This window comes from Brucella sp. RRSP16, from assembly GCF_052246815.1.
GTDB classification, from domain to species: Bacteria; Pseudomonadota; Alphaproteobacteria; order Rhizobiales; family Rhizobiaceae; genus Brucella; species Brucella intermedia.
This window is the reverse complement of the sequence record NZ_JBQQAM010000025.1, coordinates 1-22,707: the sequence shown is the minus strand read 5'-3', so window position 1 is coordinate 22,707 and position 22,707 is coordinate 1. Positions and strand designations below refer to the sequence as shown.

The window sequence follows — 22,707 nt, the reverse complement described above, 5'->3', positions numbered from 1 at the left end:
AGCTTAGCGGAAAGCGGAAATACAACCACACCGCCTCTGCAATAATCTCAGATGGATAACGATGGCGGCGGTAAAGCGAAGAACGAGGTTCGGTCATCACCCGTTATCGCAACTGATGTTTACACTTAGGTTAAGGTAACAGTGCCTACCAGACGAAAATATAATGACCATAGCCGCAAGAATTAACCTGTACATTGAAGTCCTCCTACGATCAAATACACCGGATAAAGGCCAGAACCGCAGGATGGTTCCGGGCCTTGTCAATGTATCCATGGAAACGACAACTTCCCTTCTGGCAAACGTTCGGGACGCTAACAGACCCTATATTTTTATTACTGTGCCAGCCTGACCGGAAAGGAGCGCTGCCGCATCTTCCAGCCGTCCTATCCCGGCTATGCGACCGGGATGAGAAGCAAAGGCGCAAGCCGCTTCGACTTTGGGGCCCATGGAACCAGAAGCAAACTTTTGCGTCGACAGTTCAATCGGCGTCGCCCTGCTGATCGGAAGCTGGTCCGGCGTTCCCCAACCGCTATAGACAGCGTCCACGTCTGTGAGCATCAGGAAAGCGTCGGCATTGAGTTCTTCTGCGAGAAGCCCTGCCGCCCGGTCCTTATCAATCACCGCTTCGATGCCTTCAATTTCCTCCTGCTCGTTACGAATAACCGGAATACCGCCACCGCCCGCGCAGATGACGACAACGCCAGCTTCAACCAGAAGTTGGATGACTTGGATCTGAGTGATACGTTGGGGACGCGGCGACGGCACCACGCGCCGCCATTTTCCCTCGCTCTCTTCGATGAGCACCCAGTCATGTTCCGCCCGGACACGATCGGCATCTGCCTTGTCGTAGACGGGACCGATGGGTTTTTCCGGATGGGAAAAGGCCGGGTCGTCACTATTCACCTCAATCTGGGTCAAGAGCGTGGCGAGCCGCATTTGCGTGGGCAAGGCATTGGTCAGTTCCTGCTCCACCAGATAGCCGATCATACCGACGCTTTCGGCCCCCAGAATATCGAGCGGATAAGCTGGGACATCCGTATAAGCGGAAGCCTGGAGCGCCAGAAGCCCGACTTGCGGACCGTTGCCATGTGCAACCACGATATCATGGTTACGCGCAAGCTTAGCCAGCGCCTTTGCGGCTTTCCGTACATTGGCGCGCTGAACTTCGGCGGTCATCGGCTCACCGCGTTTTAAAAGCGCATTACCTCCCAGAGCCACAACGATCCGCATATCAGCTTCCCAATGTTGCCACGAGTATTGCCTTGATTGTGTGCATGCGGTTTTCTGCTTGATCGAAGACAATGGAAGCGTTTGATTCGAAGACCGCCTCGCTCACCTCCATGCAGTCGATACCGAATTTCTCAAATATCTTCTCTCCGATCTCCGTCTCGCGATTATGGAAGGCTGGAAGACAATGCATGAATTTTACATGTGCATTGCCAGCCGCCGCCATGATCTCCGGCGTTACACGGTAGGGCGTCAGCAGTTCGATACGTTCTGCCCATACCGAATCCGGCTCGCCCATCGATACCCAGACATCCGTATAGATAAAATCACATCCCTTGACGGCGGCTACGGGGTCTTCGGTGAGTGTAATGCGCGCACCGGTCTGAAGCGCGATTTCCTGACAGCGGTCGATCAGTTCCTGTTCTGGCCAACAGGCTTTCGGTGCGGCAAGGCGCACATCCATGCCGATCTGTGCCGCTCCTGTCAGGAGTGAATTGCCCATATTGTTACCGGCATCGCCGAGGAAGGCGAAGGTGACTTGCGACAGGTGTTTGCGGGTATATTCGCGCATGGTAAGAAAGTCGGCGAGGATCTGGGTCGGATGAAATTCATCTGTCAGACCATTATAAACCGGCACACCCGACCATTTCGCCAGAATCTCCGCCTGTTCCTGCCCGAAGCCGCGATATTCGATAGCGTCGTAGACACGACCAAGCACGCGGGCTGTGTCTTTCATGGATTCCTTCTTACCTATCTGGGTACCGGTGGGCCCCAGATAGGTAACATGTGCACCCTGGTCATAGGCGGCGACCTCGAACCCGGTACGCGTGCGAGTGGAGTCTTTTTCAAAGATCAGCGCAATGTTCTTGCCTTTCAGCCTTTGATCTTCATAACCGCCATATTTGGCCTGTTTCAATGAGGCCGAGAGCTTTAGCAGGAACCGGATGTCATTCGGCGTGAAATCGAGCAACTTCAGGACGCTACGGCCCTTGATATTGACTGGCATTTTCGTCTCCTCAAACTGGATCGCGTATTAATGGACAGGTCATGCAGTGGCCGCCGCCTCGCCCGCGCCCGAGTTCTGCACCGGGCACGGTGATGACCTCGACGCCTGCCTTGCGCAATTGTGTATTGGTGTAGGTATTGCGGTCATAGGCAATGACCACACCCGGCTCCAGTGCAACGACATTGTTGCCGTCATCCCACTGCTCGCGCTCGGCGACGTAAGCATCACCACCCGTTTCAACAACTCGCAACTTCTTCAGTCCCAGCGCTTCAGCAACGACCTCGGTAAGCTTGCGTCCTTCCGCCCTGACGTCTATTTCATCTTTTGTCTTGCCCGGACGGATCGAATAGGGCTCGATCTTTTCTGCAACATCGGCAAAGAGCGTCACGAGATCACGATCGCAAAAGCTGAACACAGTATCCAGGTGCATGGATGAACGCTCTACAGGCAGCTTGCAGGCGATCACATGCTCAGCCCCCCCTTTCTGAAACAATGCGCGCGCCAGTTGCCCCACCGCCTGCGGCGTGCTCCTCTCACCCATACCGACAAGAACAATGCCGTTTCCAAGTGGCATGACATCTCCACCCTCCAATGTGGCAAGCCCATAATCCGTATCGGGATCACCCCACCAGACCGGGAAGCCCGCATCGCGGAAATCCGGATGGAAACGATAGATGGCCGTGATATTGACTGTTTCCAGCTTGCGTGCATTCCAACGCATCGGGTTGAGCGTGACGCCACCACCGATCCAGCAGGTTGTATCGCGAGTGAACAGATGATTGGGCAGAGGCGGCAGGACGAAATCCTCCGGACGCAATGTTGGCGCGAAAAGCCCACGTCCCTTGATTGGCAGTTCGGCTTTACTCAAGCCGCCCATCAGGATCAGCGACAAGGCATCGGCGTCAATCTCCATGAGGTGGGCTCGCAAATCGTCAGCCAGACCAACGCCTACGGTATTCTCGTTGACACGACGCTCCAGAAGCCAGCGCCGGGCCTCGGCATCCTGCATCGTCTCTGCCAGCATCTCTCGCAGAAAGACGACATCCACGCCACGATGTCGCATGGCGTCGACAAAGGTGAGATGTTCGACACGGGCCTGCTTGACCCAGATGACATCATCGAAAAGCAACTCATGACAGTTCGACGGCGTTAAGCGGGCAAGTGCCGAGCCCGGACGATGGACGAGGACACGGCGCAGTTTGCCAACTTCAGAATGAACACCATAAGTTAAGCTCATATTGCAATCTCCTTCAAGCAAGCAGAACAGCGGCGCTCAGGCACGCCATGATGATAATGGTCAGGATCAAAAGCAGCGGCCACATGAAGCGCAACCAGCGTTCATAGGGAACGCGACCGATGGCCAAGGCACCCATCACGACCGCAAAAGTCGGATTGATCAGGTTCACTATTCCGTTGGCCGACTGATACGCGGTGACTACAAACTGGCGACCAACACCGGCAAAATCTGCCACGGGAGCCATAATCGGCATGGAAAGGACCGCCAGACCAGACGAGGATGGCACGAAGAACGACATCAGCACCTGGAGCCAGTACATCACGTTGATGAAGGCGACCTTACCCAAACCGGAGACGGAAAGCTCCGCCCAGTGCAGGATGGTATCAGTGATCTTCCCTGCGTCCATGACCACGACGATGCCGCGCGCCAGACCAATGATCAGCGCCACGCCAAGCAGATCGCGTGCACCGTTGACGAAACTGTCGACAAAACTTGCCTCACCAGGTCGTGTGATAAAGCCAATCAGGATAGCCGAAGCGAGGAACAACCCGCTCATTTCCCCCATCCACCAGCCGCCTTTCAAAACACCCCAGATCATGACGACAAAGGTGAGACCAAAGACCGTTAGTACGATCTTGTGCAAAAGAGTAAAGTTAGCCTTTTCACCCTCATGCGCACTTAGAAAGTGTTTTTCGTTCGCCGCCTTCATGTCGTAGACGAGTGATTTCGTAGGATCTTGCCGCACCCGTTCAGCATAACGCATCACGTAGATTACGCAGGCCAGCCAGCTAAGCCCCAATATGATGCAGCGCAACACGAGGCCGTTAGTGAAAGGTACGCCCGCAGCATCCGAGGCAATGACCGTAGCGAATGCATTGACTGTCGAACCAAGAACGCCGACGCCTGCACCAAGCAAAATGACAGCGACCGCAGTTACTGCATCGAAACGCGCCGCTATCATGATTGGAAGCAAAAGCATATAGAAGGCAAGCGTTTCCTCTGCCATGCCATAGGTTGTACCGCCGAAGGCGAACAGTGCCATAAGCACAGGGATTAGCCATTTCTCTCGCCCCTTGAGCGCAACCATGGCGCTGCCAATGCCAGCATCAATCGCGCCAGTGGAGGTGACGACACCAATAAAACCACCAATAATGAGAACGAACACCGCCACATCAATGGCGTTGGCCTGATTGGTCGAAGGATTATAAAGCCCTCCGATCGGTGCCATGAATATATCTGTAATACCTTGCGGATTGGATTCAGCGACCTTGTAAGTCCCAGCAATAGGAACTTCCTTGTTCAAAGCCGCATTCATGGTTCGCTCGTACTGGCCAGCTGGAATGATCCAGGTCAGCGCCGCGACAATGACAATGAGGCCAAAAAGAATGGTGAATGCGGTAGGAAAACGAAATCGTTTTCCATCGCCGTCTTGTGCGATGTCACTCATGCATTAATCCCGCTCTCTTTCAATGCAACCGACCTGAGTTTATGGGTTGCAAGATAAGCCGCATTGATTTCAATCAAGAAGCATCAAGTATAGAAGAATATCACTCGGATAGTTCTGGTTCCAGATGCTGTCGAAGTCTTGTGTGAGGTGTTCGCCGAAGCGAAAAACCGGAGCCTGCCTCGAAAGTTATACCCCATCACATCAAAACCCGATATACTTCACTAGTCTGATCTTCTCATCTCTACCCCAAATGGATAGTGGGGTTTCGCACGATGTTAGTGATTAGATTTATGGAGCCATCCACCTTGAGAATAAGACACAATATTAACTCTTCAGGTCATCGAAATGAGTTCTGAAAAAACGAATGTTATAAGCCTTGACGCGTCGACTGTGGTCAGGAAAACACTATTCAATGAACTCTCTGGAGCGATCGCATTCTCGCAATGCAATGGTGTTGATAAAACCATTCCCCGGAACGTTACCATAGCTCGAGAGGGTGACAAAATCGGTCGGATTTACATGGTAAATGAGGGCTTATTAAGAGCTTTCAGAGTCTTGCCCGACGGTCGGCGGCAGATAACACACTTCATATTCCCAAGAGAACTAATAGGGATTATCGACGATGAACACTATCCATCGACAATTGAAACCATCGTAACAAGCAATATTACCTCCCTATCTAAAATTAAATTCCAGGAGTGTATCGTTAGAGATGAAAGAATTAAGCAATATTCGCACGCCGAGACAAAGGATTCGTTAAGGAAGGCGAACTTTATTCAACTCATACTGGGTCGGCTGGCACCAGTCGAAAAATTATCATGCTTTATCATTCTTCTCGCTCAACGGTCCCCCAACAGAGGCTTCGTTCATATTCCTATGCCAAGACAGGATATCGCCGACTTCTTAGGTTTGACTGTTGAAACCGTGAGTAGAAGTTTCACGAGACTGCGCAATCTTGGCCTCATCACCTCGCGGGATCATAGCTGCATAGAGATACCCTCGCTATCTGCGCTACATCAGGTGGCAGGTGTGAATTTGTCTTGATCAGATAGTTTGGTTTGAAAACTTGGAAAAAGCTATTGCCTTTCAGGATTCCCAATGGGTTTGAAGTATAAACAGAATGTATCTTTTAATGAGGTGTCAAGGCCGATAAATTGTTTCATGGTTGCTTCCTGTTTGATGCTGGGCCTGGTGCCCAGTCGTAAGCCAGTATTTCATCTTATCGGGAAGCAACCACCTTTCCAATGAGAAGCAAAACAAACGCGCGATCACACTATGTAATCGGAAGACGGTCGATGTCGAAATCACTAATCCCGACCTTGTTCGATTGATTATTCAAAATGCTTCCCGGATTGTGCTTCAGCTCGCGCGAACATCGTTTTCTACCGCATTGCGAACAACTCTTGATGGAACCGTTTCGCGACCGGTAGGCCCTGCGCCTCAAAATCTCGGCGTAATGACTCTCCGAAACCTGCCGGACCGCAGAACCAGATACTGGCCTCACGCCAATCTGGTACGGCAGCCCGAATGCGATCGCCGGTCAAGAATCCGTCGCGCGAGTCTACCAGGATATGTAGCCGGATGCCGGCAGCCAGCGCATCGGCCTTCAGCTTATTGATAGCGTTCTCGTCGTAATCGGTCGTGGTGTGAAATAGATCGATCAGCTTGTGTGGCGCATCTGGATTTGTAATCCGCTCTTGCGCCAGATGTTTCATGCCGGCAATGAAGGGCGTGATGCCAATACCGCCACCGATCCAGATCTGGCGTAGTTGGCCGTTGTCAAAATCAAAACAGCCATATGGGCCCTCGAGTTTTACAACCTGCCCGACCTTTAACTTCTCGTACAGGCGGTCGGTGTGATCGCCCAGTTCCTTGGTGATGAAGGTGATATGTTTATCTTCTTTATTCCACGCGGAAGCTATCGTGTAAGGGTGTGCTCCTTCTGAACTGTCCGATGTCGCGAATGCGAACTGGCCCGACTTGTGACCTGGCCAGCCTTGTGGGACGTCGATTTCGACCTCAAGTGTCCGTACGCCGGGATAGTAGTGAATTGATGATATCTCGCCCAGAACCTGCTGTTTCACAGCCACACGTCGCAGAAGTACTTTCACTGCCGCAAAGGTGCCTGAAGCCAAAAGCAATGCCATCACGATGCCGATGGGTGAAAGCCAATATCTGAACGTCATCAGCACTACGGTATGGAAAACGAGCACCAGATAGACGACGGCCAAAAGCCGGTGTGTCTTGTAAAAAAGCCGGTAGGGAAAATACTTGACCAGAGCCAGAACGATCAGCAGAGCTGCTATATAAAATGCCCATTCACCCAGATCTTCTGCAGATCCGCGCAAGCCCAATAAAAACTGCTCGACCGGGTTTTCCAGCGGCGGTCTCGTCCCGCGTACCGGGCGCTCAATCAAGCCCCAGCCAACAGCCCATTTCGGTCCCTTGCCCCACAGCCAGTGAATAGACGAGACGATGAGAACCGCAATGCCTAGCCATTTGTGTAGGCGGTACATCTTATCAAGTCCGCCGAACCACCGCTCCGGCCAGCGGGGGCGAAGTGCCAAAACCATGGCTACGCTCATAGAAGCCATGGCGATAATTCCGCTGTACTGGACCATGGTCCCACGAAGCGCGAAGAAAGTTGTCGTCTCATACACGTGAGGTTCTTCAATCAGCCACAGGACGGTCAAAACTAAAAAAATGCCCCAGAATGTGAACTTGATATGTTGCACGACTGAATACCTTAGTGGTTCGAAATGCCAGCATATGGCGCAAAAGCCGGATGTCGTTGATACAAGTCAATAAATGCATACCTACAGCAATTAGTCACGGCCGATGCCATTCACTGCCAGGAAGAAACCGCGCAACTGATCCTCGATCAGGGCGGAGATTATTTGCTGCGATTGAAAGTGAACAGACCCGCCTTGCACAAGATGGTTGCCGATTATTTTGCAGTGGACGAGGTGCTCCAGACTTTACCGAGCGCCGAAACGAGCGGTGCAGATCATGGCCGCCTCGAAGTGCGGCGCGCCTTTTCAGTCAGGATCTCAGTTGGGTCTGCGGAACCAAAACCGCCAGTACCGAACCCGCGCTCTTCTCCCTGAAACCTATCTTGCCGCAGCCCGCTCGCGCTGGTCGATCGAGTACGTACTCCATTGGGGCCTCGACATGGTCTTCGACGAGGACCAGAAGACCGCAGCCGCAAGGACAACGCACCGGAAAACCTTGCAATCTTGCGAAAACTCGCCCTCAACTTCCTAAGAAAATCAAGAACCGATGTCTCGATCCGAGCCAAGAGAAAACGGGCCGGATGCTCCAATGACTTCGCTCGATCCATCATCGGCCAAATGCGATAGCCCTGGGCCTTCCCTCACGGCACGGAATCGAGGTTAACGGTCAATTTTGCTGGAGGATTTCGAGCAAGTAATTGGGATCCCAGCTGGCGGTTTTGCGCTTTGTCTTGACGCTCCCCTTTGCTTTGTTGGCGCGCACGAGGCCGAGCGCGAAGCGGCGCACTACGGCCATGTTCTTGGCACCGTGTTCAGCGCGATAACGGGACAGGTCGTCCTTGAAGGCGACGTCGAGCAACCAGTGCATGCTCTCGACGCCCCAATGTCCGCGCACGCCAGCGGCGAGGCGCTCGATATCGAGCACAGCGGAGCAGATGAAATAGCGTGTCTGAGAACTGCTGCTTCGGTCGGCATATTCGAGGCGGGTGTGAACCTTGAGGATGGTCTTGATGTTGCGAAAGCGCGGCTGCCCAGGATAGCTGCGCTGCGAGGAGATCCAGGAGACATTGTCGGAAGCTGTATAGGTGCGGGTCTCAATGCGCCCATGAGCCTTTTCGAGCGTGGTTCTGGTGACCAGCTCGACGGTCGGCGCATCGCTGAAATAGGCAGCGACGTCGGCCTCCAGGGTCGGGTGATTGCCCTTGAGGGCCAGCAGATAGTCGGCGCCATGGCCGACGATCTTGTCGGCGATCTCGACCTGACAGCCCATGGCGTCGATGGTGACGAGCGCCCCTTCCAGTTGCCTGGCCTCGGCAAGCTGATCGAGCAGATCTGGGATGGCGGTGATCTCGTTGGTCTTTTCGGGGACCGAGAGCTGCGCCAGGGTCAGGCGCGCTTTGGTGGCGTAGGCCGAGAGTGTATGGAGTGCCTTCAGCCCCTTGCGTTTGTCGAGGGTGCGTCGCGCCGTCTTGCCGTCGATGGCGATGAGGTCGTGGCGATCGGGCCACAGTGCCACAATCCAGCTTTCGAAACAGCGCCCGAACAGGATCGGATCGATGCGGTTGACCAGGATACGCAGCCAACGCTCGCAGGGAATGCCGAAATGGAACTCCGAGAAGCGGCGCAGAAAGGTCAGATGATGTTGGCCCCAGGCGACGATATCGTCGAAATCGTCGCACGAGCAGATGGTGGCGCAGGTCACCAGCAGCAGCATTTCGTTGAGCGGATACATGATCCGTTGCGGTTCGCGATCGTCCGAAAGATCGGAAAAATGCTCCAGCAACAGCGCCAGCCGCGCACGAGGGGCGTCCTCGCCAACAAACCGAACAACCAAGTCATCCATCGCAGTGCTCCCAACCGAATCAGAGCACCTAAGGAATCACACCGTCACGTCAATGCAAATACAGCCCGAAATCTCATTAACCTGAGTTCCCTCCCGTGGGCCTTCCCTTACCGGGGCTTTTCCGTTTTATAGAATCATGTCACTGTCAAAAAGTGCGCTGCTTATCAGTTGCCCTCCAACCCAAGCGCAGTGCACTGCCTAGGCAGATACCCGCATTTGCCGGGGCACCTCAGCCTATTGAGTGATGTGGGGCCTGCGCGCTGCGATGCCGAAACGCTCACGCTTCGCCGTCGCTCAGTTCGCCACATTGCGGCTGCGCCTGATCAAGATCGCAGCGCGACTGATCGAAATGAAGACCCAGATCCGTCTCCATCTGCCGACCTCTTGCCCAAGCCAGAATATCCTGCGCCTCGTGCTCGAACGCATTTCAAAGCTGGCAACTTAAAAAAAGGGCATAAACGCCCCGAAACCTCAACCCGTTCGTCGCAACTTCCAAACCCAGATAACACAACGACCGCTTAAAACCGGCGAATGTCCCCCTGTGAAAAACGCTTACTTCGGCACACGGTAATTTGCACGATGCGCGCCATATCCATTCCGCTATGAATTAACCAGGTTAGTAAACCACAGAGAATCATAAATTCCTGAAATCGCTCAACTTAATTTTCGAGTCGGCTCTCAATATGCGAGACAACTGAGACAACCCTTCCACAATCTGTGAAAGACAGTTACATCTATGCATCAAAAGCAACCCGCGCAGTTCGTAATATCCGCGCGGGGGAGGGGGAGATATCCTATCATTCATCGGCATGACGATTCCACATGTCCGATCATCTTTAGAAAGCTGCCCGTCTACCTATAGTTGTGACAGTGCTTTATCGACGCGCTCGCGGGCTGGTTTTGGAAGTTTGGCGTCCTTGATGGATTGGAGGTTCGAAGTGTCGTCTCCGACTATAACGAGGGCAACCATACCCATGCTGTAGTGCGGGGTACATCTAATAAGATAGACACCGGGTTTCTCGAATGCGTAGGTTTTCGTCTCGTTCATTTTGCTCTTGAAGGGCTCAGCTCCCTCTGGCATGAGTTTTTTTATAGTCTCTGCGTTGTGCCCCTTGTCCTTTGGGACAAAAGTAATCGTGTCACCGATCGCAATCTTACTCAACATCGGTTCAAATACCATGGGACCATCTGCACCCTTATTAAGCATATCGACCTCATGATCCGCTGCGAAGGCCGAACCACTCATAGTCGTCGCTAGAAGGAAACCAATAATGTATTTACGGTAATTCATTTCATTTCTCCTTTGGCATATTGCGATTGACATATTCATGCATATTTCCCGTTTGTTAACTTTATTGGAACCGAGATGTTCCATTGATCCCTTGGTGCCGCTTTCTGTGTTTGCAGTACAAACTGATCACCTCAAACCGAATTGGATCAATCAAGCAGGAAAGCGAAGGTTTGTACCGTTGCGGGTAACGACATGCGCGGAAACTCCCCGCAGTTTTTGTAGCGTATCCTCTATCTGTTTTGAGTCCATGAGATTGAAGGCCGTGGCAAGAGCATCGGCCATTGCGGCGCTTGCGGCGGTCACCGTCACGCGACCATAAAGTGCTGCTGAAAATCCGGTTTTTGGGTTGAGCAAATGGTTAAACCGTCCGGACTCATCGAACTGAAAGCCCGTGAAGCTGGATGTCGCGAGCGCCTGATCGCGGATATCAACATGTTCTTCGGTTCTAGCTCCGGCTTCGAGATCGGCAATGCCGATGCGCCATGCCGTACCGTCCGGTCTCGAACCAAGCGCGCGATACTCTCCCATATCGACCAGCGCATGTTCGACCCCTTCCCTTTGCAACAATGCCGTCACCCGGTCAGTGACATAGCCCTGCGCAATGCCGTTTAGCGTCAGAGACATCGACGGTTTTGAGAAGGCAATACGGTTCTCATCGAATAGAACGTGACCGAACCCTACCTTTGCAAGCGCTTCGTCCCAAAGCTGTCGCGATGGTCCGTCGGGAGAAGGACGTTCTTGCGAGAAATGCTTTTTCAGACAGTTCCAAAGGGGCTGTACTGTCGGATCGAAAAGGCCGTCGCTGGCCTGCCAGCATTCATGGCAGATACGCAATACCTCGACCAGATCAGGCGAAGGCGATGCCAGCGCCCCATTGCGGTTAAGTTTGGTGAGTTCTGAATCCGAGCGATAGAGGCTGAAGATGTTCTCCAACCTTTCCGCTTCTTGAGCAGATTCACGTAGCAACCGTTCGGCAGTCGAACGATCAGGATGATAGAGTATAATCTTGGCAGGTGCCCCCATCGCCTGGCCACGCCAGATGATGGGCTCAGGAAGGTCGAGTGAAACTGCGTGTTTTGGAATGGCCCAGAACACTACTCCAGCCGCACCACCCGCAAGTACAAGCCGACGACTGAGACGCTGTCCACCTTCAATGCGCATGGCTTTCGGCTCCAAGATCGGAGGGCCGCACCGACTGACCGCCGAGAACGTAATCCTCCGGTATTTCCGTAAAAGTGCTAATACGGCCGCCCTTTTCCGCAACGAACTTCTCCGCTGCTTCTCGTGTCGAAAACGGTACGGCCTCCTGTGCCCCCATTCCACCTACAGCAGCGCTTTCAATCACGAAAAAGGCTTTGCGCGCGTCGACCCAGTTTTCCGCTCCCGGCTCTTCCCAGCTTGGCGCTTTCGCCATATCTGAAACGTAGATCGCCGCGATCCCCTTCGGCTCCTCAGGCAGCATCGTAAAGGCGAGTGTATCGCGGGCGGAAGAGAACCATACCGCCTCATTTGCCGGTTCGAGAATGATCTGGCCCTTGGGGCCAGGATGCTCCAGAACATTCATCCCGCAATAGCGGCCCATTGCGCTTTCTGTCAGGGCGAATGGAGCAACGACGGCATCTTTCTTTTCATCCGGAGAACATCCGGCAAGCAGAACAAGAAACAGAGGGGCCAGAAACAAAGCGCGTTTCATAATTCTTTCCTCGAGAAAACCAACATGGAAAGGGACAACGGCAGCATGACCCAGAGGCCGAGCGCTAGCGTCAGAGCTGGAGCCGAGAGTGTGGCGTTACCGGCTATTCCGCCCATGCCAGTTAAAGATCCGGCCTGTCCGAGACCGAAGTTGAGAAGCCGGTAGGAGTCGGCTGGATTGAGAAGAAGCAGACCGTTGAGTATGCCACCGCCAACAATGCGGCCCTGATCGAAAACCAGCAGAGCAAGAAGTGCTGCGTCATAGATCAGCACAAAAAACAGCCAGATGCCGATGGCGATACCTGCTGCCGTGCTCCGCTCCCGCACCAGCGTACTTGCGAGAAAGCCAATGGCGATGAACACCGCTCCCAGCAGAACCGACGAGACGATGAGTTTCAATAACGAGAGCCAGCTCCCCGCATCCACGCCAGATCCGGTCACGATCAGCGCTACAGCAGCCACGCCGTACCCGAGCAATGTCGCGAAAGCGAGAATGGCAAGCTGGCCGATGAACTTGCCCAGAACCAGCTGAATCCGGCTTATCGGATAGCTTAGAAGCAGCAACATCGTACCACGTTCCATCTCACCGACGATTGCATCATGCGAAATGAGAAGAGCGATGAGAGGGATGAGGAAGATGGTCAGGCTGGAGAGGCTGACGATCACCACGTCCAACCTGCTTGCTGCAACAGAACTGCCAGTGGGTGCGCTACCGAGAAAAGTCATGCTCAGAGCCAATGCTGCAAGCAGTAACGTGGTCGCCAGAACCCAGCGATTGCGCAGACCTTCCTGTATTTCCTTGGAAGCAATGATGAGAATATTGTTCATTCCGCTGCCTCCGCGCGAGCCGCCTCTCCGGCGTTGAGAAAGTGGGCGTACAGTTCGTCCAGCGTCGGCGGAACAAGATCGAGTTCCGTCAGATTGTCATTCATGGCCACGATTTCGCGGACAAGCGCCATCTTGCCTTCCGTCGGGGCTTCCGTTTCGAAGATATCCGGGCCGAGACGATGCCAGCACAATGCCGCATTGGCGGTTGTCGAAGGCAGCCGGGAAACGTCCGGCGTCTGCACGCGTATGCGAAGAGGCAGTTGTGAAATCCGGCGCAACGTATCGATGGAGCCATCGGCAATGATCTTGCCCTTGTTCGCGATGATGACGCGCCCGACCTTGGTTTCCAGTTCGGTCAAGGCATGGGACGACATGAGGATTGTCGTGCCTTTGCTCCGCAGCTCTTCGAGAATTTCATAGAAGCTCTGGCGCAAGGCGGGATCGAGACCAGTCGTCGGTTCATCAAGCAGCAGAACGGATGGCTGACCGAGCAGTGCCTGAGCAAGCCCCAGTCGCTGGCGCATCCCTTTCGAATAGGTGCCAACCCGCCTGTTCGCAGCATGGGCGAGGCCAACGCGTTCGAGCAGCTCAATATTTTGGGTAACCGGCATTCTCTTGAGCCGCGCATAGAAACCAAGTGTTTCCGCTCCCGTCAGCGCCAGATTGAAAGAGACGTGTTCAGGCAGATAACCAAGGCGCAATCTGGCGGCAAAAGCACCCGTCGCCGGGTCCTCACCCAGCACACGAACCGTACCCTTGGTTGGACGGATCAGCCCAAGCATGAGCTTTATCATCGTGGTCTTGCCTGCTCCATTATGGCCGACCAGCGCGATGCTTTCTCCAGCGTGAAGGCTGAAACTCGCATCGCTGATGGCGTCGAACCCGCCATAGGACTTTGTGACCTGATCAAGAACGACAGTCTCAGTCATTTGGTTTTCCTTTCGCCGGATCGGCCGGATGCGGCGGCTTCATTAGGGGATGGCTATCGACAACACCGCCCGGCAGAAGCGCCGGGAACTGGGTCTGTGCCCAGCGGATCGTCTCGATTGCTGGACTATTAATGAGAATTTTTGCCTGTGGCGCAGTCCACAATACCTTGTCGATCAGATCATTGGGTCGGTAAGGGCTGTCAGCGATACCATCGCTGTTGAGATCAAAGGCCGGATTGTCGCTCCAGTAATTGCCACGCCCATTGACCGACCAGTCGAGGTTGCGCGTGCCAACATATTTCACCTGATTGCGGTTATTGATGAAGGCATTGCCGCTCATGGCATTGCCCTCTGAACCGGCCGTAAAGTGAATGCCTATGCTGCAGTTCTCGAAACTGTTCTCGGTGAACTTGTTCTTGTTGGCATTGTAAATGAACACGCATTTTTCCGGGCCGAGCCGCGAGGTCTCGCCTGCCAGTGTCTCCGCCTGGTCTTCCGCAGGAAGGCCATGTTCAGCTTTCTGAACACCGGCATCAAGCCAACGGTCTATCGATTGCATTCGCCCGATCACGCGATTGCCGGAAATGACCGAGCTGTTTGCATAATTGAGCAACAACCCGTGATCCCGATCGCCGTCGGACAGGTTATCCATCACCTTGAGGCGATTGGTGTACATGATCGCGAAACCGACAGAATTGTTGCGCGAAACATTGCCGATGACCTCGCTGTCGTCCGTGTACATGTAATGGACGGCGAACCTGACATCCTCCATCACATTGTTGCGGAAGACGTTTTTGCGGCTGGCATTGGTATAGATGCCGTCGCGCCCGTAGCGAATGACGTTGCCGATAACCTGTGCACCGGGGGCATTCCATATGGAAACGCCACTGCCGGTTTGCGCCATGCGCACGCCTCGACGGCCAATGATCTCATTGCCACTTGCGATGGAATTTGCAGCGCCGTGCAAATAAATCCCGTAGAGATTATCGATAAGGCGATTGTTCTCGACGCGTGCGCCCGGGGCGGTTTTTGCCACGAAAATCCCGGAATTGAGGTCGGGCATGTTATCGCCCGAGCCGCGCACTTCCAGCCCACGCACGATAGCGTTCGGCGCGTTGACCGTTATAGCGTTACCCGAGCCAACTCCGTCTACAACGGCGCCCGGTTCGCCGGTCAGTTCAATGGCGCGGTCGATCATAACCGCACCATTGTGTTTGCCTTTCAGAAGCCGGACGACATCGCCCGGCTTCGCTTTGTCGATAGCCGCCTGTACGCCTTCGCCTGCCACGACATCGATCTGCCGTGCCTGCAAACCGTCGCACAGAACGACGGTCAGCAGCATTGCAGCGCTCAAGGACTGAAACCGGCGGGGGAACTTCATGGCAGTCAGGCCTTCTTCGGTTCCACGAGCATCCGGCCCTTCATTTCCATGTGCATGGCATGGCAGAACCACGAGCAATAATACCACCACACACCCGGCTTGTTGGCTGTGAAGGTAACTGACGCGGTTGCCTGCGGCCCCACCTCCATATTGACACCGTAGTTGATGATGGCAAAGCCGTGGGTGAGGTCTTCGATTTCATCGATATTGGTGACATAAACCGTCACCTCATCGCCCTGCTGGACGGTGAACTCGGTGAGACCGAAGGCTGGCGCGGCAGACGTCATATAAACGCGCACCTTGTTGCCATCCCGGATCACCTCATTGGCGTCCATCAGGTCGAGACCATCGGCCTTAGCCTGAGTGACGGCATCGGCGAAGAATGGGTCCTCACGGCTCCAGAAGTTGACGGGATTGATCTTCGAGCGATGAACAATGGTCGCATCATGCGGCTCGGCAAAGCTCGGCCCGTCATGAACAATCACCATCTTCTCACCGGAAATGTCGATGAGCTGGTCATTTTCGGGCTTGAGCGGCCCGACATTGAGATAGCGATCCTTGGAGAACTTGTTGAGTGAGATCAGCCACTGACCATCAGCTTCCTTGGTTTGCCCCATGGAAGTGTGGTTGTGACCCGGCTGATAATGCACATCGAGCTTCTGCCGGATCGGATCGACTTTCTCGCCCTTGAAGGCACGCTTGGCGTCCTCAATGTTCCATTTGCAGATCTGGCTGTCGATGAAGAGCGTCGTATAGGCGTTGCCCTTGCCATCATAAGCGGTATGCAATGGCCCAAGTCCGAGTTCCGGTTCCGCAACTACTGCATCGCGGGGCTGGATTTTGTCGTCGAAAAGTTCGTCGAACTTACGAACGTCGAACACGGTAACGGTCGGCGACAGCTTACCGTTGGCGACCACATGGATACCGTCTGGCGCGGTGTTGATACCATGCGGGCTGTTCGGCACGGGAATGTAACGGGTATATTTGGAACCGTGACGCCCATCGATGACCGGTACGCCGTTGATTTCCTTGAAATCGCCCTTGGCAACCGCCTCTTCGATACGCTTCAGGTTGAAGATTACGATCCAGTCCTGCTCGCTCGACATCATTTCGGCAAGCGTCGTACCTTCCTCCGAATTGTAGCAGGTGGCAAAAGCGTACTTGCCCTGATAATCGCAGTCGACATTGTCGAGATTGCCGTCAACCATGATCTGCCAGGCAACCTTCATGGTCTCGCCGTCAACGGCCGTGAAGATCGCGTGATATTGCTTGGTGTCGGTCAGATTGCTGCCATCGTTCGGGATCGGTGCGCGATCCTCACCATTACAGAAGACATAGCCGGTTTTCGGATATTTCTGCACGCGCAAGCCATGCACGGTATGCTGGTTCGGAAGCTGAATGATCTTGTCGCATTTCATCACATCAAGACGGATGCGGCAGACACGCGTATTGGCCTTGTCATTGGCATAGAGATAACGCCCGTCATAAGTTCCTTCAGTGAAGGACGGATGCGGGTGGTGCAAGTCGCCATTCAGGAATATGCCGCCACGATCCTTGAGGAACTCTTGATCTTGCGGCAGAAGGCCCTCGGTCAGCACCTTCAGGCTCTCATTTGTCTGGCCCCAGCCGGTCGCGCTATCGCGATTGAACACTGGAATGCGCATCAATTCGCGCATCGATGGCAGGCCGACGATACGGACCTCACCGCTCTGGCCGCTGGAAAAGAAGACGTAATATTCGTCCAGTTCTCCAGGCTTCACTTCCGCACTGTGACCAGCGTCGCCAGCAGCAGCCAATGCCGGCTCGGTTGAGCCTGCAAACAGCGCCCCCCCTAGACCGCTTGCACCGGCGGCAGCCACAAAGGCCGACGTACCGAGCAGCTGTCTTCGACTGAGCTGCGTTTTCTTGGTTTCTTCAGACATGCTTCTCTCCTTTAGAAAAGTCAGGCAGCAGGACCGGTATCGGCTGCGCCTTCAACCGGTTTTCCTTTGACTGAGATGACGGGTCTGGCCGGTCCACCGCCACGTTCGGCAGCCGATGCGAGGGGGGCATTACGGGCTGCGAATTTTTCACGCTTCACACGCACCTGGATCATGTGCGGGCAGCGCTGGTCGTCGTGATAGAGTTCCTGACAATGCATGCAGTAGATGCATTCGTTGACGTTGATCTGGCCTTCAGGGTGGATCGCCTCAACCGGACATTCCTTGGCGCAACGGTGGCAGGGCGAACCGCATTCTGGCCAGCGTTTCAGCCATTCGAACATGCGGATGCGTCCGGGAATGGCGAGTGCCGCACCGAGCGGGCACATATAGCGGCAGTAGAAGCGCTCGATGAACAGGCCTGCTGTCAGAAGTGTCAGTGCATAAATGACAAACGGCCACTCACGCGCAAATTTGAGAATTATCGAGGTCTTGAACGGCTCGACTTCCGCAAACACTTCAGCCAGCGCAACCGAATAGAGCGACAGTCCAAACAGGCCGAGGAAGATCATATATTTGAGGGGCCAGAGGCGCTCGTGCAGTCCCCATGGCAGCTTGACTTGCGGCACCTTTAGCCATTGGGCGAGATTGTTGGTGAGTTCCTGAAGGGCGCCAAACGGGCACAGCCAGCCGCAGAACGGTCCGCGACCCCAGAACAGCAGCCCCGCCGCCACCGATGCCCACAATATGAAGATCAGTGGCGATGTCAGGAAGAATTCCCAGTTGAAGCCGGTAATCAGGGAGTTGGTGAAGGTCAGGACATTGACCACCGACAATTGCGCATTGTTGTAGAAGCCAAGCCAGACAAGGATGAACAGGAGATAGCTACGCCGCAGCCAGGTGAAGAAGCGCGGATGCCTGACCAGACTATTCTGGAAGAAGAAAATACCGACAAGAACCGTGATGGCAAAAGCGGTGATGACCACATTGGCACGATTCATCTCCCACATCCGGACCCAGAGCGGATTGCCCTCGCCCAGAATGTCGGCTGCATTTGCTTCGCCGACCGGCTGCGGCTGACGCGGCGCATCAGCGCTTGGTGCAGCAGGCTGGACAGGCGCCGGTTCCGGTTGCTTCACCAGATATTTATCCGGTAAACTATAACCGAGATCATAGCTGACATTGGCCTTGTCCCGCGCACCGAAGCCGCGCTGCACCAAGAGCTGCAAATTCCACGGTTCCGTTACGTCGAAGTCGAAGCCGTCCGGGACCTGAAACAGTGCTATCTCGCGCAGCCGCGGCGCGCCGTTGGCCATGATGTCGCCGATACGGGTATGGTTCTTGTCACGAAAGCGTACGCCCTGCCCGTCCTGCATCAACTCGATACGGTCAAAGATACCGCCGCGCACATATCCGGAGCCTTTGAAGGAATAGGCTCCGTCGCCGGCGACCAGGATCGCCTGACGCCCCGGCTTCAGTTGCTTTTGTAACCGTTCATAGCCATCTTTCCCGAGTAGGCTGATACCGATCGACGGTACTGAGACCGGCGCGACGTAAAGCTCAATGAATTCGTCGTCGGGATTGGTTGTTTCAGGGTTTTCGGCGGCGCGATCATGTTTGGCGTCACGAAACGCCTGCGTCACGTCACCAACCGACAGTTTCAGGCTGCGAACCGAGCCGTCGCCGATCAATGTTTGCCAGTCGTGTTCTTCACGAATCTGCAAATCAACCGCGCGTTGCACATTGGCTGCGACAGCCTGCACAGGAGTATTTCCGAGCCTCCCACTGCGGATAAGGCCGACTGCCGAGCGAACGACGCTGTCCCCCATGACGAGCACGGTAACTGTGGCACCGCTGACGATTTCCACCTGTGGCGGCTTGCTCTGGCCGGCGGCAACAGCACTCATGTCACTATCGACCAACGAATTCAGCGCAGCCACAACCTTGGCTTCGGGAATGCCGATCAGCACGATCGGCTCTTTGTGGTCTACCAGTTTTATGCCGCGTATGACGCCTTTGGTATCGATGCCGACGACAATGTGGATCGGTTTGCCGGAATAGCCGATCGTGCTTGTAAAATCCGAACTCAGATACGCATAGCCGAGGAGCTCATTCCCCTTTTTTACCGGCGCAATGGGCGGCTCTCCCTGTGGCTTGCCGATACTGTCAGCGCCTTGGAACAGGGTCTGCGGATCAACGACCGGCAGGTATTTTGCGAGGTCCCCAGCTCTTGCAGGCACGGCGACCAGCATGGTTAGAAGAAGGAATGTGAACAATGATTTTAAATGAGGCGTCATCGGACAGTCGTTCTTTTGAATATGAAACGAGAAAGGTGATACCTTCAGGCAATGTAGGCGGACCATGATTCAAATCAAATGCGAATGCAAATCTTTCTAAAAACCAGACAAAGATCTTGAGCTCAATCCATGGAGGAGATTGGAATGATAAAAGTAAACCGTGAGCCTTGGGAAATTGCATCGATGGACGAATTGCTGGCTCTTGCCAGAGCGATGGAACAAGAATCGATTGATCATTACATAGCCCTCGCTACGCGCATGAGGGAGATGGAACGGCCGGACCTAGCTCTGGTCTTCGAAGTGCTAGTTGCCGAAGAAACCGAACACCTGGAACAGATCGAGGTATGGGAACAGACGAGCGGCCAAGGCCATTCGATAATTATATCACCTCCGGAAGCTGTATTTGACGACGAAGGTACCGAAACCGTGCCCGCAGAACTGTTAAGCGCCTATCGGGCTTTCTCGTTAGCGGTCCGCAATGAGGAACGCGCCTTCACCTTTTGGACGTATGTTGCTGCGAACGCAAAATCTGACGAGATTGCAAAAGCTGCGGAACGCATGGCACATGAAGAACTCACTCATGTTGCTAGGTTGCGACAGCAACGTAGGCGCGCGTTTCACCTTGAACGCGCAGAGACAACGAACGCGGCGAACCTTGATCTTCCGGCGCTGGAAAACCGACTTAGCGAACTTCTTTATTCCCTTGCTCAAAATACCGAACCTTCTACGGCAACGGAAATACGGGCGTTGGCGGCACAGGCGGAGCATAGGTCCTCAACGATTGACCATCAGCCGTTTCAATCTGTTCCGGGGCTGGAGGCAGTACCCAATACGGCCTCGAACGAAGCTTTACCCCTATGTGAGCTTCTCACCGATTATTATCTGGAACTTGGCCAGACCGCTCGTAAAGAAGAAGACCAAAAACGTGCGCTAGCGTTCGCAAGCGAAACAATAGCTTTAATGAGGATGATTAGACAACGCGGCAGATCGGTTGGTATATCGAACGAGGGTTTGAACACATTGAATTGAATCTTGTCAATCGGCGTTTAAACGGGGGTCTAACTCATATTTGATGATTTCGCGGTCGAAACTGACGCAGTTATCAGAAAGGAGTCAGCATCATGGCGACCAAGTTTCGTCTGTCGTCCCTGATCCCGGTCGGATTGATTGTTGAGCGTTCCGACGAGGACAACGGGGTAATCATTGTTTCAGCGCGGGCAGCCGCTGATCAACGTTCCTGCCCTTTATGCAACCAAATGTCAGATCGTGTTCATAGCCGCTACGTTCGGATAGTTGCTGATTTGCCTTGTGGTGGCACCAAGGTCCAGCTACGATTAACAGCAAGGCGCTTTATTTGTGAGATGACACTTTGTCGTCGCCGGATATTCGTCGAAAGGTTTGGAGAGCTTATCGTTCCGGAGCGCAGCCGTCGAACCGCTCGGCTTGATACCATCGTACATCATCTCGGGTTGGCTTTGGGAGGGCGGCCTGCAGCAGCCATTGCCAAACGCTTGATGATCCCGGTTAGCAATGACACACTCATCCGTGCGGTGAGAAGAAAATCCATGGTGCCGGATGATGCTCTAAACGCCGTCGGAATTGACGATTGGGCTATCCGCCGCAATCACCGCTATGGCACCGTCGTATGTGATCTTGAGAAGCGAAGGATTGTCAAACTTCTGCCTGATCGGGAGATCGCGACAGTTTCGACGTTCCTTGCTCAGCACCCCGAAATAGCGATTGTTTCACGTGATAGAGGCGGCGGCTATCGTGAAGCTGCTGCCAAGGCTTTACCCCATGCCATGCAGGTCGCAGATCGTTGGCATTTGATGGAGAACGCCAGCGCAGCGTTCCTTGACGTCGTGCGCAAATCCATGCGGGCGATCCGTACCGCAATTGGTGCTACGACGATCAATCCTGCGCTACTCACTTGCGCTGAACGACTGCAATATGAGAGCTATCTACGGCGTGAGGACGTGAATTCGACAATCACCAAGCTGGCTTCCGATGGCGTGCCAATAAAGGAAATCGTGCGACAGACCGGCTATAGCCGCGGAACAGTTCGCCAGATCGTCCGCGGCCACAGAACTGATGTGTTCCGTGTCAGACAAAGTTCCCTTGAGGCCTATCTGCCGCTGTTGGATCAACTCTGGGGGTCTGGGCAGCACAACGGCGCTGAACTCTGGCGACAGCTAAAGTGCAAAGGCTTCCGTGGTTGTTCTCGTGTCGTTGGGGGGTGGGCCGCAAGGCGACGGCGGTCTGAGCGGGTCTGCGAACAGCAACTTCAAAAAGTGCCATCCGCCAGAAGGATTGCCCGATTGATGACAACTGCTCGCGATCAACTGAGTAAGGCTGACACAATCACTATTGCGGCCATAGAAGCCGGCGTTCCCGCCTTGATCCAAGCTCGCAACCTAATTGATCGTTTCCAGACAATGATCCGAAGGAAGGCCAAGACAGAACTCGACCCGTGGATCGCTGATGCACGCGATAGTCTGTTTGCTCCCTTCGCCAACGGGATACTGAAAGACAAGGCAGCGGTGTCTGCCGCCATCACCGAACCTTGGTCGAACGGCCAGGTCGAAGGACAGATCAACAAGCTAAAACTCATCAAGAGGCAAATGTATGGACGTGGGAAGCTCGATCTGCTGGAAGCACGTGTCATCGGAGCGACCTGATGTCAGCGAGATTGCGTCAGAGCCCCGTTTGGATGCCGATAACCCCTCAAATGGGGTCCTTATTACATGCTTAATGACAATAGCCTGAGCGCTCCGGTAAACGTCGTTGTCTTCCAATGGCCGTGCGGGACCGGTGAGCGGCATCGATCTCCGCAAGGGGCCCGTCCGCGAAGCCGAGACATATTCGTGCTCAGTCCGGT

At 54.3% G+C, this 22,707-nt stretch carries 17 protein-coding genes and 4 pseudogenes; 5 read left to right on the top strand and 16 right to left on the bottom strand.

Translation table 11 applies throughout. From position 1 onward, the window contains the following. The 5 genes and pseudogenes from ACS5UA_RS22100 to ACS5UA_RS22080 form a co-directional block, all read right to left on the bottom strand. Positions 1-97 (bottom strand): annotated as a pseudogene (locus tag ACS5UA_RS22100) (IS6 family transposase); the annotation flags it as partial. Between the two features lie 224 nt (positions 98-321). Next, positions 322-1,230, bottom strand: a complete 909-nt coding sequence (gene arcC / locus ACS5UA_RS22095) for a carbamate kinase (RefSeq protein WP_443101828.1) — start codon at positions 1,228-1,230, stop codon at positions 322-324. 1 nt (position 1,231) lies between these two features. Further along, positions 1,232-2,233, bottom strand: a complete 1,002-nt coding sequence (gene argF, locus ACS5UA_RS22090; protein WP_443101827.1) for an ornithine carbamoyltransferase — start codon at positions 2,231-2,233, stop codon at positions 1,232-1,234. A 10-nt stretch (positions 2,234-2,243) separates the two neighbouring features. After that, positions 2,244-3,470: an arginine deiminase gene (arcA, locus tag ACS5UA_RS22085; RefSeq protein WP_094513852.1), complete on the bottom strand. Its 1,227-nt coding sequence runs from the start codon at positions 3,468-3,470 to the stop codon at positions 2,244-2,246. 13 nt (positions 3,471-3,483) lie between these two features. Then, positions 3,484-4,917 (bottom strand): YfcC family protein, encoded by a 1,434-nt coding sequence (locus ACS5UA_RS22080; protein WP_443101826.1) that lies wholly within the window; start codon positions 4,915-4,917, stop codon positions 3,484-3,486. A gap of 345 nt (positions 4,918-5,262) precedes the next feature. Between ACS5UA_RS22080 and ACS5UA_RS22075 the strand changes: the two genes are divergently transcribed. Beyond that, a complete protein-coding gene (locus ACS5UA_RS22075) occupies positions 5,263-5,961 on the top strand; it encodes a Crp/Fnr family transcriptional regulator (RefSeq protein WP_443101825.1) in 699 nt (232 codons plus the stop codon). Positions 5,962-6,299: 338 nt separating this feature from the next. On the opposite strand, the gene ACS5UA_RS22070 is transcribed toward ACS5UA_RS22075, so the two are convergent. Continuing rightward, positions 6,300-7,652 (bottom strand): ferredoxin reductase family protein, encoded by a 1,353-nt coding sequence (locus ACS5UA_RS22070; RefSeq protein ID WP_176038311.1) that lies wholly within the window; start codon positions 7,650-7,652, stop codon positions 6,300-6,302. A gap of 90 nt (positions 7,653-7,742) precedes the next feature. Between ACS5UA_RS22070 and ACS5UA_RS22065 the strand changes: the two are divergent. After that, a pseudogene (locus ACS5UA_RS22065) lies at positions 7,743-8,276 on the top strand (transposase); the annotation flags it as partial. A 40-nt stretch (positions 8,277-8,316) separates the two neighbouring features. On the opposite strand, the gene ACS5UA_RS22060 reads toward ACS5UA_RS22065, so the two are convergent. Beyond that, positions 8,317-9,492 carry an ISAs1 family transposase gene (locus tag ACS5UA_RS22060; RefSeq protein WP_176588533.1) on the bottom strand — a complete coding sequence of 392 codons (1,176 nt, stop codon included), beginning with the start codon at positions 9,490-9,492 and terminating at the stop codon, positions 8,317-8,319. Between the two features lie 241 nt (positions 9,493-9,733). Here ACS5UA_RS22060 and ACS5UA_RS22055 point away from each other — a divergent pair. Beyond that, positions 9,734-9,937 (top strand): annotated as a pseudogene (locus tag ACS5UA_RS22055) (transposase); the annotation flags it as partial. 411 nt (positions 9,938-10,348) lie between these two features. Here ACS5UA_RS22055 and ACS5UA_RS22050 read toward each other — a convergent pair. From ACS5UA_RS22050 to ACS5UA_RS22015, 8 genes are all read right to left on the bottom strand, one after another. Next, positions 10,349-10,783: a pseudoazurin gene (locus tag ACS5UA_RS22050; RefSeq protein ID WP_094513215.1), complete on the bottom strand. Its 435-nt coding sequence runs from the start codon at positions 10,781-10,783 to the stop codon at positions 10,349-10,351. Positions 10,784-10,933: 150 nt separating this feature from the next. After that, positions 10,934-11,944, bottom strand: coding sequence for an FAD:protein FMN transferase (locus ACS5UA_RS22045; protein WP_100650328.1), 1,011 nt, complete (start codon positions 11,942-11,944; stop codon positions 10,934-10,936). Next, positions 11,934-12,476: a nitrous oxide reductase accessory protein NosL gene (locus ACS5UA_RS22040; RefSeq protein WP_151663554.1), complete on the bottom strand. Its 543-nt coding sequence runs from the start codon at positions 12,474-12,476 to the stop codon at positions 11,934-11,936. Before ACS5UA_RS22040 ends, ACS5UA_RS22045 begins: the two co-directional genes overlap by 11 nt. After that, complete coding sequence (locus ACS5UA_RS22035; protein WP_443101824.1) at positions 12,473-13,303, bottom strand: ABC transporter permease subunit; 831 nt, start codon at positions 13,301-13,303, stop codon at positions 12,473-12,475. The genes ACS5UA_RS22040 and ACS5UA_RS22035 overlap by 4 nt, the downstream gene beginning before the upstream one ends. Further along, the gene (locus ACS5UA_RS22030) at positions 13,300-14,232 is read right to left on the bottom strand and encodes an ABC transporter ATP-binding protein (RefSeq protein ID WP_443101823.1); all 933 of its coding nucleotides are present in this window, start codon (positions 14,230-14,232) and stop codon (positions 13,300-13,302) included. Before ACS5UA_RS22030 ends, ACS5UA_RS22035 begins: the two co-directional genes overlap by 4 nt. After that, on the bottom strand, positions 14,225-15,613 hold the full coding sequence (locus ACS5UA_RS22025) for a nitrous oxide reductase family maturation protein NosD (protein WP_443101822.1): 1,389 nt from the start codon (positions 15,611-15,613) through the stop codon (positions 14,225-14,227). The genes ACS5UA_RS22030 and ACS5UA_RS22025 overlap by 8 nt, the downstream gene beginning before the upstream one ends. Before the next feature lie 5 nt (positions 15,614-15,618). Further along, positions 15,619-17,535 (bottom strand): TAT-dependent nitrous-oxide reductase, encoded by a 1,917-nt coding sequence (gene nosZ, locus ACS5UA_RS22020; RefSeq protein ID WP_176588538.1) that lies wholly within the window; start codon positions 17,533-17,535, stop codon positions 15,619-15,621. A gap of 20 nt (positions 17,536-17,555) precedes the next feature. Continuing rightward, positions 17,556-19,829: a 4Fe-4S binding protein gene (locus tag ACS5UA_RS22015; protein WP_443101821.1), complete on the bottom strand. Its 2,274-nt coding sequence runs from the start codon at positions 19,827-19,829 to the stop codon at positions 17,556-17,558. Between the two features lie 144 nt (positions 19,830-19,973). Between ACS5UA_RS22015 and ACS5UA_RS22010 the strand changes: the two genes are divergently transcribed. Both ACS5UA_RS22010 and ACS5UA_RS22005 read left to right on the top strand, forming a co-directional pair. Continuing rightward, positions 19,974-20,858 carry a ferritin-like domain-containing protein gene (locus tag ACS5UA_RS22010; protein WP_143851114.1) on the top strand — a complete coding sequence of 295 codons (885 nt, stop codon included), beginning with the start codon at positions 19,974-19,976 and terminating at the stop codon, positions 20,856-20,858. A 92-nt stretch (positions 20,859-20,950) separates the two neighbouring features. Continuing rightward, positions 20,951-22,507, top strand: coding sequence for an ISL3 family transposase (locus tag ACS5UA_RS22005; RefSeq protein WP_443101820.1), 1,557 nt, complete (start codon positions 20,951-20,953; stop codon positions 22,505-22,507). A gap of 68 nt (positions 22,508-22,575) precedes the next feature. Here the strand turns inward: ACS5UA_RS22005 and ACS5UA_RS22000 are convergent. Continuing rightward, positions 22,576-22,707: pseudogene (locus ACS5UA_RS22000) on the bottom strand (IS630 family transposase); the annotation flags it as partial.